17 protein-coding genes are annotated in these 15,667 nt (G+C 42.5%); 2 read left to right on the forward strand and 15 right to left on the reverse strand.

Annotated elements, in window-relative coordinates:
- Positions 1 to 226: 226 nt before the first annotated feature.
- The gene (locus JOD45_RS05895; RefSeq protein WP_205002944.1) at positions 227 to 745 is read left to right on the forward strand and encodes a helix-turn-helix domain-containing protein; all 519 of its coding nucleotides are present in this window, start codon (positions 227 to 229) and stop codon (positions 743 to 745) included.
- A gap of 135 nt (positions 746 to 880) precedes the next feature.
- Here the strand turns inward: JOD45_RS05895 and hisIE are convergent, their stop codons facing one another.
- From hisIE to JOD45_RS05935, 8 genes are read right to left on the reverse strand one after another with little or no spacing between them, the layout of a single operon-like run.
- A complete protein-coding gene (gene hisIE, locus JOD45_RS05900) occupies positions 881 to 1,513 on the reverse strand; it encodes a bifunctional phosphoribosyl-AMP cyclohydrolase/phosphoribosyl-ATP diphosphatase HisIE (protein ID WP_205002945.1) in 633 nt (210 codons plus the stop codon).
- Positions 1,510 to 2,268 (reverse strand): imidazole glycerol phosphate synthase subunit HisF, encoded by a 759-nt coding sequence (gene hisF / locus JOD45_RS05905; protein ID WP_205002946.1) that lies wholly within the window; start codon positions 2,266 to 2,268, stop codon positions 1,510 to 1,512. Before hisF ends, hisIE begins: the two co-directional genes overlap by 4 nt.
- On the reverse strand, positions 2,258 to 2,995 hold the full coding sequence (gene hisA, locus JOD45_RS05910; RefSeq protein WP_205002947.1) for a 1-(5-phosphoribosyl)-5-[(5-phosphoribosylamino)methylideneamino]imidazole-4-carboxamide isomerase: 738 nt from the start codon (positions 2,993 to 2,995) through the stop codon (positions 2,258 to 2,260). Before hisA ends, hisF begins: the two co-directional genes overlap by 11 nt.
- A complete protein-coding gene (gene hisH / locus JOD45_RS05915; protein WP_205002948.1) occupies positions 2,967 to 3,614 on the reverse strand; it encodes an imidazole glycerol phosphate synthase subunit HisH in 648 nt (215 codons plus the stop codon). Before hisH ends, hisA begins: the two co-directional genes overlap by 29 nt.
- Position 3,615: 1 nt before the next feature.
- Positions 3,616 to 4,203 carry an imidazoleglycerol-phosphate dehydratase HisB gene (gene hisB / locus JOD45_RS05920; RefSeq protein ID WP_205002949.1) on the reverse strand — a complete coding sequence of 196 codons (588 nt, stop codon included), beginning with the start codon at positions 4,201 to 4,203 and terminating at the stop codon, positions 3,616 to 3,618.
- A gap of 5 nt (positions 4,204 to 4,208) precedes the next feature.
- A complete protein-coding gene (hisD, locus tag JOD45_RS05925) occupies positions 4,209 to 5,483 on the reverse strand; it encodes a histidinol dehydrogenase (RefSeq protein WP_205002950.1) in 1,275 nt (424 codons plus the stop codon).
- Positions 5,443 to 6,117, reverse strand: coding sequence for an ATP phosphoribosyltransferase (gene hisG / locus JOD45_RS05930; RefSeq protein ID WP_205002951.1), 675 nt, complete (start codon positions 6,115 to 6,117; stop codon positions 5,443 to 5,445). The genes hisD and hisG overlap by 41 nt, the downstream gene beginning before the upstream one ends.
- A gap of 41 nt (positions 6,118 to 6,158) precedes the next feature.
- Positions 6,159 to 7,316, reverse strand: coding sequence for an ATP phosphoribosyltransferase regulatory subunit (locus JOD45_RS05935; protein WP_205002952.1), 1,158 nt, complete (start codon positions 7,314 to 7,316; stop codon positions 6,159 to 6,161).
- A gap of 200 nt (positions 7,317 to 7,516) precedes the next feature.
- On the opposite strand from JOD45_RS05935, the gene cax reads away from it, so the two are divergent.
- Positions 7,517 to 8,569 (forward strand): calcium/proton exchanger, encoded by a 1,053-nt coding sequence (cax, locus tag JOD45_RS05940; RefSeq protein WP_205002953.1) that lies wholly within the window; start codon positions 7,517 to 7,519, stop codon positions 8,567 to 8,569.
- A 306-nt stretch (positions 8,570 to 8,875) separates the two neighbouring features.
- Here the strand turns inward: cax and JOD45_RS05945 are convergent, their stop codons facing one another.
- The 7 genes from JOD45_RS05945 to uvrA form a co-directional block, all read right to left on the reverse strand.
- Positions 8,876 to 9,394, reverse strand: coding sequence for an acyltransferase (locus tag JOD45_RS05945; protein WP_205002954.1), 519 nt, complete (start codon positions 9,392 to 9,394; stop codon positions 8,876 to 8,878).
- Complete coding sequence (gene ppaX / locus JOD45_RS05950; protein ID WP_205002955.1) at positions 9,391 to 10,035, reverse strand: pyrophosphatase PpaX; 645 nt, start codon at positions 10,033 to 10,035, stop codon at positions 9,391 to 9,393. The genes JOD45_RS05945 and ppaX overlap by 4 nt, the downstream gene beginning before the upstream one ends.
- Before the next feature lie 37 nt (positions 10,036 to 10,072).
- On the reverse strand, positions 10,073 to 10,885 hold the full coding sequence (lgt, locus tag JOD45_RS05955) for a prolipoprotein diacylglyceryl transferase (protein WP_205002956.1): 813 nt from the start codon (positions 10,883 to 10,885) through the stop codon (positions 10,073 to 10,075).
- A gap of 103 nt (positions 10,886 to 10,988) precedes the next feature.
- Positions 10,989 to 11,909 (reverse strand): HPr(Ser) kinase/phosphatase, encoded by a 921-nt coding sequence (hprK, locus tag JOD45_RS05960; protein WP_205002957.1) that lies wholly within the window; start codon positions 11,907 to 11,909, stop codon positions 10,989 to 10,991.
- A 150-nt stretch (positions 11,910 to 12,059) separates the two neighbouring features.
- A complete protein-coding gene (locus tag JOD45_RS05965) occupies positions 12,060 to 12,425 on the reverse strand; it encodes a phage holin family protein (RefSeq protein WP_205002958.1) in 366 nt (121 codons plus the stop codon).
- Positions 12,426 to 12,434: 9 nt separating this feature from the next.
- Complete coding sequence (locus JOD45_RS05970) at positions 12,435 to 12,632, reverse strand: PspC domain-containing protein (RefSeq protein WP_205002959.1); 198 nt, start codon at positions 12,630 to 12,632, stop codon at positions 12,435 to 12,437.
- A gap of 164 nt (positions 12,633 to 12,796) precedes the next feature.
- Positions 12,797 to 15,664, reverse strand: coding sequence for an excinuclease ABC subunit UvrA (uvrA, locus tag JOD45_RS05975; RefSeq protein WP_205002960.1), 2,868 nt, complete (start codon positions 15,662 to 15,664; stop codon positions 12,797 to 12,799).
- Between the last annotated feature and the right edge of the window lie 3 nt (positions 15,665 to 15,667).

Below are 15,667 nucleotides of genomic sequence, written 5' to 3' on the forward strand. Positions count from 1 at the left end.
GACTTGTCAGAATAAAAAAAATGAAAAGGGCGCCAAAAAAAGTCAGTTACCTTGCTTTTTTGGGCAGCCCTTTTTTATGTAACTGACATCATGTTATCGGCACTTTAGATTAAAGGAAATATCAAACTCAACTAATGGTTTATAACTCAGTTTACAAAAAACAACTAACATTATCGTGCTTATTTTTATGACTTCTTTTATATTTGGAGTAAAGGAGGTGAGACAAATGGAATTAGGAGATAAATTAAAAAAGCTTCGAAAAGAAAACAGCTATTCTCAACAACAATTAGCCGAGAAATTAAATGTCACTGCCCAGGCCATTTCTAAATGGGAAAATAATAAATCGGTTCCTGACATTATTAACCTTGTTCAAATAAGTGAATTGTATCATATTAGCCTGGATTACTTAATTAAACCGGATAAACAGTTACAAAGTGAGTTGTCTATAAGAAATATTCGTTTAAGGATATTTAATTATTTTGCAGCAGTTTTTACTTTAATCTTTATTTTGGCCGCTAGCCTTTTAATAAAGGCAAAATTTTTTATGTATCAACATAGTTTAGGCGGCTGGTTAATGATTGGATCGGGCTTCTTGTTTATCATTTTGGCTTTTTTAAGTATTTATTGCTATATAGTCAAGAAAAGGCATTTTATATTCCTTTGGAGTGCCATTTTAATGCTTGGCTTCATGGTCTTTTTAGGGCTGTTTTATGACTATATCGTTGAAGTATTGTATCCATTATAATAAACAATCCGGTTTACATAAGAGCTGTGATAAGAATGACAAACCGATTCCCTAAAATGTAAGGAATCGGTTTTGTTATAGGCCCTTCTGCACGATGGTTAATCCTATCGTTAGCGGCTTTCGATGTTCGGCAAGTTAAGATTGGTGCCTCTTATTTAGAACAGCCAGTATATCGTCTAATCCAACATTTTGTTCTCTAAGCAAAACCAACAGGTGATACAGTAAATCGGCGGCTTCCCATTCCAATTCTTCACTTGAGCGGTTTTTGGCAGCGATGATGACTTCTGCCGCTTCTTCGCCGACTTTCTTGAGAATCTTATCCAACCCTTTTTCAAAAAGATAAGTTGTATAAGCGCCTTCAGGCATCTCCGCTTCCCGCCTGGCGATTGTCTCCTCTAACTCATTAATAATCTGAAAGCGGCTGGGAGACGCTTCCGGCTTTCCGCTGTCTTTTATCAAAGATTGTGAAAAACAGCTGTACGAACCATTGTGGCATGCAGGGCCTTCCGGGATTACTTTGACAATTAAAGCGTCTTTATCACAATCAAAACAAATATCAGCAATTTGCTGTTTGTTTCCTGATGTTGCCCCTTTGTTCCACAATTCTTGGCGGGAACGGCTGTAAAACCATGTTTCTCCAGTTTTCAGCGACCTATTTAATGATTCCTGATTCATATAAGCTAACATGAGGATCTCTTTGCTTTGTACATCTTGGACGATTGCCGGTATCAAACCTTTTTCATCAAAGTTCAGCTCGTCAATAGTCATCTCACTGCTACTCCTTTATCCTTTAAAAATGATTTGACTTGTTCAATAGAAGTGTCTTTATAATGAAAAATCGAAGCCGCCAAGGCCGCATCCGCCTGTCCTTCCTCGAAAACTCGATAAAAGTCTTCCGCGCATCCCGCGCCGCCTGAGGCAATAACAGGTATTGAGACTGCTTGGCTGATCTGCTTCGTTATGGTTAAGTTAAACCCCGATTTTTCGCCATCACAATCCATGCTCGTTAATAAAATTTCTCCGGCACCGTACGCTTCAGCCTGTTTTGCCCATTCCACAGCATCAAGGTTCGTTTTCCTGCTGCCTCCGTGTGTATAAACTTTAAAACTGTTTGCCGACGGATCGTATTTTGCATCAATGGCGACAACAATGCATTGGCTGCCAAAATAGCGCGCGCCCGCTTCAATAATCTCAGGATTGCTGACGGCTGATGAATTTAATGAAACTTTATCTGCGCCGGCTCTTAATATTTGTTTCATATCTTCCAATGATTGAATGCCGCCCCCGACAGTAAAGGGGATCGATAATTGCTCTGCGACGCTTCTCACAACTTCAATCATCGTTGTCCGCCCTTCATGAGCAGCTGATATGTCAAGAAAAACAAGCTCATCAGCACCTTCACGGTCATATTGTTTAGCCAATTCAACAGGATCGCCGGAATCTCTTAAGTTATGAAACTGAATCCCTTTAACCACCCGTCCGTTTTTGACATCCAGACACGGAATCAAACGTTTAGTCAGCATATTCAACAACCTCTAAGGCTTCCCGCAATGAAATCAAACGGGTATACAGCGCTTTGCCGATGATTGCCCCCGCTACACCGTCTTTCGATTTCCCGGCAAGCTTTTTGACATCCTCAATCGTTGACACGCCGCCAGAAGCAATGACATTTTGCCCCGTTTCAATCGCGAGCTGGGAAATAGCCTCAATGTTCGGTCCTTTTAATGTGCCGTCTCGGGATATATCTGTGTAAATAAAAGTTCTTGCTCCGGCTTCAGTCAGTCTCTTTGCTAATTCAATGTCTGTCGTTTCTGATGTCTCTATCCAACCTTCAATCGCTACCTTTCCATCACGTACATCAATCCCAATCGCGATATGATCGGGGTACTCCCGCAGAGCCTCGTTAACGAATGCCGGTTCAGAAATGGCGGAACTCCCCAAGATCACACGTTTGACCCCGGCTCCTAAATAAGTGTCAACTGTCTTCATATCTCTAATGCCGCCGCCCGCTTCAACAGGAATCGGCACCGATGAGGCGATCTCGCAAATCGTTTCCAGGTTAGCCGGCTTCCCTTCTTTCGCCCCATCCAAATCAACGAGATGGAGCCACTGCGCACCTTGTTCATAAAAAGATTTTGCGACGCTGACTGGTGAATCATGATAAACGGTCTCATGATTAAAATCGCCTTGATACAGGCGAACGCATCGCCCTCCACGGATATCAATGGCGGGAAAGATGGTAAATTGCATCATAAATCACTCCACGTTCGCTTAATTGGCAAAAATGCGATAATAAATTTAATCCGAACTCTCCGCTTTTTTCCGGATGAAACTGAGTGCCGAAAACTTTGCCCCGCCCGACGATCGCAGGTACTTCTATGCCATAATCGGCCGTTGCAATCAACAAGCTTTTATCTTCTGTTTCGACGTAATATGAGTGAACAAAATAGGCATAATCCGCTTTAAGATGTTTGATCAGGGGCGCTTGCGGCTGGTAAACAATGAGCTCGTTCCACCCCATATGAGGCACTTTATATCCTCCGGCGGGAAAGCGCCTGACTCGTCCCGGCAATAATTCGAGACCTTCTGTTAAACCATGCTCTTCACTTTCATTAAATAATAATTGCATGCCCAGACAAATGCCGAGGAGAGGTTTGCGCTTCGCGTAATCTTTAATAAATTCCACATGCCCGTCTGCATGCAATAGATTCATAGCATCTTTAAAGGCGCCGACACCAGGCAATATTAATCCGTCTGTCTCTTCAAGATGTGATTGCTTTGATGACACTAGGCCATCAACACCCAAACGTTTTAAAGCAGAAGCCACACTGTGTAAATTCCCCATCCCGTAATCTAAAATACCAATCATCTTACAGCATCCCTTTCGTTGAAGGTATTCCTTGCACTCGCGGATCTATCGTTGACGCGGCATCGAGCGTTCGTCCCAGGGCTTTAAATATTGCCTCAATGATGTGATGTGTGTTTTTCCCGTAAAAAATTTTCACATGAAGATTCATTCGCGCTTCAATGGCAAGTTTGCATAAAAACTCATGAACGAGTTCAGAATCAAAAGTACCGACTTTTGGCGAAGGCAGTTCACCGTTAAATTCAAAGTGCGGACGGTCGCTTAAATCCGCGGCAACCATGACTAGCGCTTCATCCATCGGCAGCACCATGTGTCCATATCTCACAATGCCTTTCTTGGAACCAAGCGCTTCCCGAAACGCTTGGCCCAGACAAATCCCAACGTCCTCAGTTGTATGATGGTCATCTATCTCGGTGTCTCCGGAGGCCTTAACGTTCAAATTGAAAAGGCCATGCTTTGCAAAAAGGTTAAGCATATGGTTAAGAAACGGAACACCTGTCTCAACTTCTGCCAAACCTCCGCCATCTATTTCTAAAGAAAGGTCGATCTTTGTTTCTGAAGTTTTTCTATTTATGCGGGCTTCTCTTGTCATCCCTATCACCTCTTCAAACGTGCTTCAATGGCACGGGCATGCGCTTCAAGCCCTTCATAACGGGCAAATCCAGCTATTTTTGCAGCGTTTTCTATTAAAGCTTCCCGGCTGTAACGAATCATGCTTGAACGCTTAATAAAACTTTCAACACTTAACGGACTGCCGAATTTCGCAGTTCCATTTGTAGGAATGATATGGTTAGGACCTGCAAAGTAATCGCCAACAGGTTCAGTGCTGTAAGAACCGATAAAAATGGCGCCGGCATGTTTAATTGCTTTAAGTATTCTCTCTTCTGCCTTTTGTTCGACCATGATCTCAAGATGCTCAGGAGCCAATTGATTGACGATTTCCGCACCATCTTCAAGGTGTTCCACCAGAATAATTTTTCCAAAGTCTTTGATTGAGCGTTCGGCAATCTCCTTTCTGGGCAGCATAGACAAAAGATTGGACATTTCGGATTCAACCGCCTTCCCCAAAGCCTCTGACGGCGTTACTAACACAGCCATTGACATAGGATCATGCTCCGCTTGTGATAAAAGATCGGCAGCAATCCAGTTTGGCTCAGCAGAATCGTCGGCTAAAACAACAATCTCGCTTGGTCCTGCCAAACTGTCAATATCAACTGTTCCAAAAACTTCACGTTTAGCCAAAGCAACGTACTGATTACCTGGACCAACAATTTTATCAACCTTAGGCATCGTTTCTGTTCCATAAGCTAAAGCAGCAATCGCCTGGGCCCCGCCGACTTTATAAATGTCGGTCAAGCCAATTTCATTAGCGGCGATTAACACGCCGTCGGCGATCGTGCCGTTTTCTTGCGGAGGCGAAACGATCACAACCTTTTCGACGCCTGCTGCAAGCGCTGGTATTGCCCCCATTAATACGGAAGAAGGATAAGCCGCTGTACCGCCCGGAACGTAAACGCCGACCGCGTCAAGCGGAGTCACCCTTTGGCCCAGTATTGACCCGTCAGGCTGAACCTCCAGCCACGACTCTGGCTTCTGTTTTTCATGAAAGGCTTTAATATTAGCCGCCGCTTCCTTAATAATGTCCACAATTCCTTTTGGTGCTTGGTGATAAGCTGAATCTATTTCTTCTTTCGTTACCTTGAAATCTTCCAGGATAACATTGTCAAATTTGATAGTATATTCCCGAAGCGCAGCGTCACCTGATTTTTTAACATTAGCGATGATTTCACGGACGGCCTTTTCTCGTTCAGAGGATACATTAAGTTTTCTTTTATTTAAGAACTTCAACTCCTGATTTTTGATCCATTCCATTTAAATTCTCCTTCACAACCTCTGTTAATTTACCGATTAATTGATCTATGTCAGCTTTTTTTAGCCGGTAACTTACCGGGTTGACAATTAATCGCGAGGTAATATCAGAAATCTTCTCCTTCTCAACCAAACCGTTTTCTTTTAATGTGCGGCCCGTTGAAACAATATCAACAATGCAGTCGGCCAAACCAATGAGAGGCGCTAATTCAATCGAGCCGTTTAAAGTGATGACTTCTACTTGTTCGCCTTGTTCTCGAAAGTACCGGGCAGCAGTCTTCGGATATTTTGTCGCGACTTTGTATGCCGATGAGCGCTTAGCGGCATCCGGCAATCCGGCGACAGCCAGATGGCATGCGCTGATCCCGAGATCCAAAACCTCGTAGACATCACTTTCTGCTTCCATTAACACATCTTTTCCGGCAATGCCTATATCAGCACCGCCGTATTCTACGTATGTCGGTACATCAACCGGCTTCGCTAAAATAAATTTCATGCTGCAATTTTCAGCTGAAATAATTAACTTCCGGGAATTTTCAAAATCTGCCGGCAGCTGGATGCCTGCTTGGCGCAAAAGTTTAGCTGCATCTTGGAAAATCCGCCCTTTCGGCATGGCGACTGTTAATTCTTGAGCCAATTCAGCCACCTCCTTTGTTGAAACTAACTTCGGATTAATGCTTAAAGTGAAAAATCAACAGCCGAACTGAAATGTTTCACAAACGCTTCAGCATCTTCTAAACCGGCTTGGGCCTGTAAAACGACAGATTGCCCTTGTTTTCTTAATTCTTCAGCATATTTAAATGCCTTTTCTTGGTTAGCTTCGCTGTAAATGACAACGGTTTTATTGATGGAATCATTTCCTTGGCAATTGCCGAGGGCCTCAATCAGCCGATCCAGCCGCAATCCGAATCCTGTTGCCGGCAATGGACGGTTAAACTTGGCAAGCAACTCGTCATATCTGCCCCCGCTGCTTATCGCAAAGCCTTTCGAACCGCCGTATCCTTGAAAGACAACACCGGTGTAATAATCAAGATGACTGACTAAAGTTAAATCGAGATCTATACATCCAGAAACACCGTGATTTTCCAAAAGCAGGTACAATTGAGATAAATACTGATAAATGACCCGGCCATGAGAAGAAGGCAATAATGTTTTTATCTTAGCTAATGTATTTTCATTATGTTCTCGACGGGAATCAATAAACATGAACAGTCTTTGCTTATTTTCATCTGTCATGTTCAAAGAATAGACGTGTTCACGAAAGCCGACATCATTCTTTTTATACAAAAACCATCTTAATGCCGATTCGTCGTCTGCTGAATCGGCAATATCTGCTAAGAAGGCATTGACAAACCCTGTATGTCCAATCACAACCTTGACATTTTTCAAACCGGACATTTTTAACAGTGAAACCATAAGAGCAATCACTTCAGCATCTGCATGAGCCGTTGCATCTCCGATCAGTTCAACACCCGTTTGCTCAAATTCCGCTGGACGCCCTCCCTCAAATTGCTGGGTTCGAAACAAAGCAGCCGTATAAGCCAACCTTAAAGGCAGCGGCTGTTCCTTTAAGCTGGAAGCCGCCACTCTCGCAATCGGCGCAGTCATATCAGGCCGAAGGACAACCGTTCGTCCTTCTTTATCCAATAATCGAAAAAGGTGATGATCAACTATGGCTGAAACTTTTCCGATTGTCTCTTCATACTCCAAAGCCGGGGTTGCCATAAAATCATAACCCCATTTTCCTATCTCATCATTTAAAATATTTTTAATTCTCTGTTTGCAGCGATATAAAGCTGGTAAAGTATCGCGCATGCCCAAGGGCTTCTCAAACATATACAAGTCGCTCAAAAAATCACCCCGTACTTTACTTCGCTAATATGATAATAAATTAAAGTTTAAATAGTAGTTTACACAACGTACTTTAAAACGTCAAGAGTCAATTTTTATTAAATTTAAATAAAAAATAAATAGTTGAACGATAATGTTATAAAATAATGAAGGAATAGTTCGTTTTTAACAGAGGAGGTTATACGTTGAATTTCATTTTCCTTGTCATTACGATTATCGGAGTGCCGGTATCGATCATAGGCAGCTTATTGCACTGGACGCCAACCCTTATGTTCATAATTTTTTGTATAACGATTATAGGCTTGGCAAGCTTTATGGGGCGCGCTACAGAAAGCTTGTCAATTGTTGCCGGTCCATCCATCGGCGGACTGTTAAATGCGACCTTCGGCAATGCCGTTGAACTGATTATTTCTATTTTTTCTTTAAAAGCCGGACTGATTAATGTGGTCATGGCTTCGATTACCGGCTCTATTATTGGCAATCTTTTGCTTGTCGGGGGCCTCTCATTTCTTATCGGCGGATTAAAATACAAGCGTCAGCAATTTAATATTTTTGAGGCAAGGCATAACGGCGGTCTGCTCATGTTTGCGATTATTGTTTCCTTTGTATTTCCGCTTGTCTTTTCAACGCAGCTTAACAGCTCAGAAGTCCGTGTGTTAAGCGCCGCCATTTCGATTATCATGATCATCATTTATTTATTTGCATTGTTTTTCAAACTCGTCACACATCGCGGGGTTTATAAAAAAAATGAAGCGGCGGCGGAGGAACACGAGGAACCGGAATGGGGACTATGGAAATCAGTGATTATTCTTTGCGTAGCCACTATTTTTGTCGCTTATATAAGTGAAAACTTGGTACATACCATTAAACCTGTCGCCGAATCATTTGGCTGGTCAGAAATATTTATCGGCGTGATTATTGTAGCCATTGTCGGCAATGCCGCCGAACACGCATCAGCCATTATGATGGCCTATAAGAACCGCATGGGAGTGACTGTGGAAATCGCCATTGGATCGACTTTACAAATCGCTATGTTTGTAGCGCCTATTCTCGTCCTGCTTTCATTGGCTTTCACCAATTTCCTGCCTTTAGTCTTTCCTGTTACTGATTTGGTCGCTATGGTTTTAAGCGTGCTGCTAACCATCAGCATTACGACTGACGGAGACACTAACTGGTTTGAAGGTGCGCTGCTGCTTGCTTCATATGTTATTATGGGGTTAGGATTTTATTTATTATAATAATGAAAAGCCATCCTCACTTGATAGACCCCCTCACGATTAACAGATGTTATTTTCTAACCTGTCCGCCTTGGAGGGAGTCCACCGTTTTTTAGGATGGCTTTTATTTTAGCTTATTTTTTATAGCCTGCTTGACGCGCGGTTTCGGGTCCCAGCAATTAAACTTGTAAAACGGCTTGGTTTCATAGCCTAGCCTTGAGCAGACAGCGGTTTTGCCGCCTTCGTCTGAACACCGTATGCGAAAATGCCGACACGAGGCACAGCAATGGTAATGGTCAATGATTTTATCCAATGACCGGTTCCCCCTTAACCATTATTTTTTTCCATTTGTTTTTGGCGTTCCTCTTTTGTATAAATGATTTTCATCGGGTTTCCGCCAACAAAAGCACCCTCCGGCACATGTCGATGGACTACTGTTCCTGCACAGACAACCGCATCATTTCCTATAGTGACACCAGGCAAAATGGTGCTGTTGGCTCCGATCATCACGCGGTCACCAATCCTCACTTTGCCAATCCGGTACTCATTAATAAGGTATTCATGCGCGAGTATAGTCGTGTTATAACCGATAATTGTATTTGAACCGATCTTAATAAACTCCGGAAACAACAAATCGGGCATGACCATGAAGGCAAGCGCTGTACATTCGCCGATTTCCATTTTTAAAAAGGTGCGGTACAGCCACCGTTTTAATCGGAGCGAGGGCGTATACCGGCCAATTTGAATGACAATAAAACATTTGGCCACTTTCCAAAAGGAAACCGTTTTATATAATTGCCATAATGAATTAGGACCTTTTACCGGATAGCGCGTCGTTTGTCTCATCCGCCATTTACACCTGCAATGGATAGAATTTCAGACATGTCATCGATAATAAAATCAGGCTTCTCATTTTCAATCACTTCCCGGCCTTTGATTGTCCAGGCAACGCCCACTGTTTTGACGCCCGCATTCTTACCAGCTTGAATATCATAAGAACTATCGCCGACCATCATAGCCGTTTCCGGTTCTGCATCCAGCGCTTTTAACGCTTTAAAAATCGGTTCAGGATGAGGCTTGGCATGTGTAATATCATCATAAGTAATGACAACGGGAAAGAACTGTTCGAGCTGGGTCAGCTTTAGCCCCATCAAAACAGTCGGCCGCATTTTTGTTGTCACAATGCCGAGCTTATAGCCTTTTTCTGATAATGTTTGAACCGTTTCATATACATGCGGATATTCTTTAACCAGCTCATCATGGTATTCATGATTGTGCGCTCTGTACATATCAATCATGTCTTGCGCTTTCTGTTCATCCACTCTCTTAAATGAATCCTCAAGGGGTTCGCCGATAAAACTGATAATGTCGCGGCGGCTGTAGCGTCCCGGATAATAATGTTCTAACGTATGAGCAAATGAAGCGATGATGAGATCATTAGTATTAATTAATGTACCGTCTAAATCGAATAATATTGTTTTAATCAACTAAGACACTCCCCTATTTTTTCAAGGCTCTGCTTGATTACTTTTCCAAATATTTCACTTTTGAATACCCTTTTGTGCGGCGGTAAATCCAAATGACAAGACTGACAATGATAAAGACAACCGACAGGACTTGCGAAACCCGCAGATAGCTTGTCAACATTAAGCTGTCCGTTCGCAGCCCTTCTATATAACAGCGCCCGGCCGAGTACCAAATAACAAAACTTAAAAAAATCTCGCCGCGCCCTAAGTTAAGCCTTCTTAATATGAGCAAAATAATAAAGCCCAATATATCCCAAACAGATTCATATAGAAACGTCGGAATATAGTAAGTCCCATTTATGTACATTTGATTAATAATAAAGGACGGAAGATGCAGATTTTCAAGAAATTGCCGGGTTGTTTCAGCTCCGTGAGCCTCTTGATTTATAAAATTTCCCCATCGGCCGATGCCTTGGCCAAGAATAATGCTGGGTGCAGCGATATCAGCTACCTTCCAAAAGGACAAATGCCTGATTTTACAAAAAATGACCGCTGTTATCACAGCACCAATTAATGCGCCGTAGATAGCGATGCCGCCGTGCCATACGGCAATGATTTCGGCGGGATGCTGTGAATAGTATGGCCACTCAAATATAACATAATAGGCTCTCGCACAAATAATTGAAATAGGCACTGCAAATAATACCAAATCAATAAAAGTGTCCTTCGGCAGCCCTCTCCGCTTACCTTCCCGCACGGCAAGGAAGAAACCCAACAGAGCGGCAAATGCAATAATAATGCCATACCAATATATATGAAACGGGCCAAGCTGGAAAGCTACACGGTTTAAAGGGTATATATCCTGATTCACCGATTTCCACTTCTCCTTCTTCGTCGATTATTCAAAGAAGTATTCCACTTCTTATCATTAAACGGCAAAAATAATTTTTACAGCAGTCGCTGTATTTTTGCCTTTATCTATCTCTGATTGCTTCATTAAGCCTCTCAGAAAACTGTTGAGCTGTGTTGACCCCCATATTTTTCAATCGGTAATTCATTGATGCAACTTCTACAATAACCGCCAAATTTCGCCCAGGTCTTACAGGAAGCACCAGTCTTGGAATAAACGTATCAATTAATTTCACTCTTTCTTCCTCCAGCCCAAGACGATCGTAAACTTTATCCGGGTCCCAAAATTCAAGATGAATGACCAAAGCTATCTTTTTATAATTCCTTACTGCACCAGCACCAAACAGCGTCATAACATTAATAATGCCTAACCCGCGAATTTCGAGAAGATGGCGGATTAACTCGGGCGCATTGCCGACTAATTCATTTTCACCTGCCTGCCGAATCTCAACAGAATCGTCAGCCACTAACCGGTGTCCCCGCTTAACAAGCTCTAATGCCGTTTCGCTCTTTCCGACACCGCTGTCTCCGGTTAACAGAACACCGACACCATATACATCAACAAGCACACCATGAATAGATGTTGTAGGTGCTAACCGGGTTTCAAGATAGTTAGTAATCAAACTGCTTAAACGTGTGGATTTAAGTGTAGACCTTAATACCGGAACCCCCGCCTTTTCCGAAGACTCGATCAACTCCTCTGGCACTTCTAAACCCCGGGAAATGACGATTGCAGGTGTCTTTTCAGTACAAAGCTGATTCATTCGGTCTTCTCTTTCCTTTTTTGATAATGATGCAAAAAAGGATAATTCAGTCTTGCCCAGCAATTGAACGCGTTCAGCTGGATAATAGGTGAAAAAACCAGCCATTTCCAAACCGGGTCTTGAAATGTCACTCGTCAGAATTTCACGGTTGATTCCCTTTTTGCCGCATATCAGCTCTAATTTAAAATGGTTAATCACTTCTTCGACAAGAACCTTTGCCATGGCTGCCTCCTAAAAACTATGCTTGTCTGATTTTAATAAACACATATGTATATTTTAGCAGTTTTGAAACTTGGCATAAAGCCGGGCAGAAAATAATCGCTAATGTAAAAAGAAGCCTTGCTTAGAAGGCTCCTTTTTCTTAAAGACATTTTATTTATTTTTATATCTTAATGGGTTAATGATGAGCCCTTGAATCAATGCATTTAAAAGAGCCATGATAACAGCTGCCAGCAGCGCCGTGCCGAAGTTGGAAATTTGAAAAGCGTGGCCCATGATGCCGGCTGTAATCCAAAGTGTAATAGCGTTGATGACAAATAGAAACAGCCCCAGCGTAAAAACGGTTATTGGCAAAGTCAAAAGTATAAGGATGGGTTTAACGATTAAATTTAAGATCGATAAGATAATGCTTGCCGCAAAAGCAGCCCAAATGCTGCTTAAATAGAAAGTATGTACATATCCGGCAATAACGACAAGCACGATGGTGTTAACGATAATATTTATCAACCAATCCTTCATCATAAATCATCACTGTCTTTCATAGTCATTTGGCAGGACAAGCCATGCAATAATATAAATTAACCCCATTGGGAAAAATCCGGTAAATATAAAAATAACAATATAAATGAGTCTAAGGAGCGTCGGACTGACACTAATAAATTCTCCTAAACCGCCTAATACTCCTCCAAGAACTCTATGCTTTGTGGAGCGGCATAAATTAAACATTTTTCCACCTCATTTTTTATGAAGCATATTGATTTTATTTTACTATACCCGTTCATCAAAAGTAAAAAACCACGCATATCAAACGATCCAATCTTTTTTAGCATATGCCAAAAGAGCAATTATATTAAAGAAAATATCAGGTTGTTAAGACTTCAACAACCTGATTAAATAGTTTGTTTCGTTTCTATTCTTTTTTCCATTCGCAGTTTGTCACGTTTCAAAACAGGCTTAAGATATTGTCCGGTGTAAGACTCAGGCGTTTCAGCTATTTCTTCCGGTGTACCGGCAGCAACGATTGTACCGCCGCCGTCGCCCCCTTCAGGACCAAGATCGATCAAGTAATCGGCTGTTTTTATAACATCAAGATTGTGTTCGATGATCAATACAGAATCACCATTATCTACTAAGCGATGGAGTACATCTAACAGCCGTGAAATATCATCGACATGCAGACCGGTCGTCGGTTCATCCAGAATATAGAGCGCGCGCCCTTTCGTTCTCCGATATAACTGCGAGGCGAGCTTTACCCGCTGCGCTTCGCCGCCTGATAAAGTTGTCGCCGGCTGCCCCAGCTTAATATAGCTGAGCCCGACATCATATAAAGGTTCAAGCCGCCTTTTAATGCGCGGAATATTTTCAAAGAAATGCAAAGCTTCTTCAACCGTCATTTCAAGAACGTCGGCAATATTTTTTCCTTTATATGTGACTTCAAGCGTCTCGCGATTATAACGTTTGCCGTGGCAGACTTCACAAGGAACATAGACATCCGGGAGGAAATGCATTTCAATCTTAAGAATGCCGTCTCCGCGGCAAGCTTCACACCGCCCGCCTTTCACATTAAAACTAAAACGGCCTTTTTTGTAACCGCGTATTTTCGCTTCATTGGTTTGCGCATAGACCTCTCGAATCATGTCAAAAACACCGGTATATGTTGCCGGATTGGATCGGGGCGTCCGCCCAATCGGTGATTGGTCAATATCGATCACGCGGTCAAGCTCATCAATGCCTTTTATCGAACGATATTCACCGGGCTTTTCTTTTCGTCCATGAAGTTTTTGGGCTAATGTTTTAAATAAAATTTCATTGACGAGCGTACTCTTTCCTGAACCTGATACGCCTGTGACACATGTCAATACGCCGAGCGGTATTTCTACTTTTACATTTTTAAGATTGTTTTCTTTTGCGCCCGTGATTGTAATTGACCGTTTCTCTGGTTTCCGCCTTTCCAGAGGAACAGGAATGAATTTTCTTCCTGATAAGTATTGTCCGGTTAATGAATTTTCATCTTTCATTAATTCCTCAGGGGTCCCTTGAGCGGTAATATAGCCGCCGTGAGCACCCGCTCCAGGACCAATATCAATAATATGATCGGCTGCGAGCATTGTATCCTCATCATGTTCTACAACGAGCAATGTATTGCCAAGATCACGCATATTAACAAGTGTTTTAATCAGCTTATCATTGTCCCGCTGGTGCAAGCCAATTGAAGGCTCATCCAATATATACAAGACGCCCATCAAACGTGAGCCGACTTGGGTTGCCAAGCGAATCCGCTGTGCTTCGCCGCCGGATAAAGTGCCTGCCGCCCGGCTTAATGATAAATAATCAAGACCGACATTAACAAGGAAACCTGTCCGTTCAATAATTTCTCTTAATATTAACCGGGCGATTTGTTTTTCTTTATCAGATAACTGAAGTTCTTCAAAAAATGCTTTGGCTTCACGAATCGATAGAGAGGTGATTTCACCAATGTGTTTACCCGCAACTTTCACGGCTAAAGCCTCGGGTTTCAGACGATAGCCTTTACAAGCTGTACAAGACTTTTGCGCCATGTAACTTTCCATCTGTTCGCGGACCCAATCAGACCCCGTTTCTTTATAACGGCGGCTAATATTGTTAATGACTCCCTCAAAATAGATCATATTTTCTTTTACTTGGCCAAAATCATTTTCATACCTAAATAAAATTTTCTCTTTTCCGCTTCCGTATAAAATATTATCAAGCTGTGATTTTGGCAAGTCTTTCACTGGAACATCCATTTCAATACCATAGTGGTCGCAAACACTTTTCAAAAGCTGCGGATAATATTGGGAGCTGGTCGGCTCCCACGCCGCAATGGCATGTTCTTCAAGAGTCTTATCCCAATCCGGAATCACTAAGTCCAAATCGACTTCAAGCGTTGCCCCTAAGCCATCACAAGACGGACAAGCGCCGAATGGACTGTTAAAAGAAAATAAGCGCGGCTCCAGTTCACCAATTGAAAAACCGCAATAAGGACAGGAATGATGCTCGCTGAATAACAGCTCATCACCATCAATAATATCAACAATCGCCCGTCCGTCAGCCAGTTTGGTCGCGGATTCCAATGAATCTGCCAAACGGGAGCGCACGCCTTCCTTCACAACGATCCGGTCGACCACAACTTCAATATTATGTTTTTTATTTTTCTCAAGCTTAATATCTTCAGCAACTTCTCTTAATTCGCCGTCTATACGAACTCGAACGTAGCCCTGCTTTTTAATATCCTCCAAAACTTTGACATGTTCGCCCTTGCGCCCGGAAACGACCGGCGCTAATATTTGCAGCTTAGTCCTCTCCGGATACTCTAAAATTCTATCGACCATTTGTTCAATGGTTTGCGATGAAATTTCCACGCCATGATTTGGACATACCGGATGACCGATTCTGGCAAACAGCAGCCTCAAATAGTCATATATTTCAGTAACAGTCCCGACAGTAGATCTCGGATTCCTGCTTGTTGTTTTTTGGTCGATGGAAATCGCCGGCGACAGTCCTTCAATGGCATCAACATCAGGCTTATCCATTTGCCCAAGAAACTGCCTGGCATAGGCAGATAATGATTCAACATACCGCCTTTGGCCTTCGGCATAAATGGTATCAAAGGCAAGCGACGATTTTCCTGATCCGGACAGGCCGGTGACAACAACGAGCTTGTCTCTCGGAATCGTTACATCAATGTTCTTTAAATTGTGTTCACGCGCACCTTTTACAACAATATTTTCTAATCCCATACA

The organism is Scopulibacillus daqui (assembly GCF_016908855.1).
GTDB classification, from domain to species: Bacteria; Bacillota; Bacilli; order Bacillales; family Sporolactobacillaceae; genus Scopulibacillus_A; species Scopulibacillus_A daqui.

Bases quoted from the DNA above. Each gene is read 5' to 3' on its own strand.
- JOD45_RS05895 (WP_205002944.1), top strand. From the start codon at position 227: ATGGAATTAGGAGATAAATTAAAAAAGCTTCGAAAAGAAAACAGCTAT.
- hisIE (WP_205002945.1), bottom strand. From the start codon at position 1,513: ATGACTATTGACGAGCTGAACTTTGATGAAAAAGGTTTGATACCGGCA.
- hisF (WP_205002946.1), bottom strand. From the start codon at position 2,268: ATGCTGACTAAACGTTTGATTCCGTGTCTGGATGTCAAAAACGGACGG.
- hisA (WP_205002947.1), bottom strand. From the start codon at position 2,995: ATGCAATTTACCATCTTTCCCGCCATTGATATCCGTGGAGGGCGATGC.
- hisH (WP_205002948.1), bottom strand. From the start codon at position 3,614: ATGATTGGTATTTTAGATTACGGGATGGGGAATTTACACAGTGTGGCT.
- hisB (WP_205002949.1), bottom strand. From the start codon at position 4,203: ATGACAAGAGAAGCCCGCATAAATAGAAAAACTTCAGAAACAAAGATC.
- hisD (WP_205002950.1), bottom strand. From the start codon at position 5,483: ATGGAATGGATCAAAAATCAGGAGTTGAAGTTCTTAAATAAAAGAAAA.
- JOD45_RS05935 (WP_205002952.1), bottom strand. From the start codon at position 7,316: ATGTTTGAGAAGCCCTTGGGCATGCGCGATACTTTACCAGCTTTATAT.
- JOD45_RS05945 (WP_205002954.1), bottom strand. From the start codon at position 9,394: ATGAGACAAACGACGCGCTATCCGGTAAAAGGTCCTAATTCATTATGG.
- hprK (WP_205002957.1), bottom strand. From the start codon at position 11,909: ATGGCAAAGGTTCTTGTCGAAGAAGTGATTAACCATTTTAAATTAGAG.
- JOD45_RS05965 (WP_205002958.1), bottom strand. From the start codon at position 12,425: ATGAAGGATTGGTTGATAAATATTATCGTTAACACCATCGTGCTTGTC.
- JOD45_RS05970 (WP_205002959.1), bottom strand. From the start codon at position 12,632: ATGTTTAATTTATGCCGCTCCACAAAGCATAGAGTTCTTGGAGGAGTA.
- uvrA (WP_205002960.1), bottom strand. From the start codon at position 15,664: ATGGGATTAGAAAATATTGTTGTAAAAGGTGCGCGTGAACACAATTTA.